Below are 602 nucleotides of genomic sequence, written 5' to 3' on the forward strand. Positions count from 1 at the left end.
TGTAGGTACAGACGAAAGCGCGAAATTCATCCAAGGTGTAAGCAACCGTGACGGTAAGCTTCTGATTCTTGTTGATTTGAACAAGCTGCTAACTGACGACGAATGGGACGAGATGGCTCACCTATAATTGGCTGAATGACGATGGCTGAAGAGACTTTTTTATCTGTACCATTCCTCGCGGGTGGCGTTGCGTTTATTGTATTGGTGTTGGTTGTGTTGCAGCTGCGCATTCGTGCTAGTTTGCAAAAGCAAATGGACCAACAGCGAGCGCAGGCACGACACGCGGATAAAGAAGTGCAGAAGCTGAACAAACAGCTACTAGAGGTACGTTCGGTTGTAGTTGGCCTTGGCCAAAAAGTAACTGAGCAGCAAGATATCATCCAACATCTTAATGAGCGAATTCGCGAACTCGAACACGCTGATACTGATGGTCGCTTATACAGTAGAGCAACCAAAATGGTGCAGTTAGGGGCTGATATCAACGAGCTAATCGAAGAGTGTGAACTGCCAAAAGCAGAAGCAGAGTTGATGCTCTCTTTGCAGAAAAAACTGGCTGGAAAAGAGAAGATCCCGCCATTAAGCAGTCAACCTTCCGATGATTC

General features: G+C 46.5%; 1 protein-coding gene and 1 pseudogene. Both read left to right on the forward strand.

The genetic code is table 11. The annotated features are described in order from the left end of the window. Positions 1 to 127: pseudogene (locus R7P74_RS27795) on the forward strand (chemotaxis protein CheW); the annotation flags it as partial. Positions 128 to 141: 14 nt separating this feature from the next. After that, positions 142 to 602, forward strand: a 461-nt coding sequence (locus tag R7P74_RS27800) for a DUF2802 domain-containing protein (RefSeq protein ID WP_025629683.1), incomplete at its 3' end; no start/stop codon positions are given.

The sequence above is a fragment of the Vibrio sp. 2033 genome, assembly GCF_033339735.1.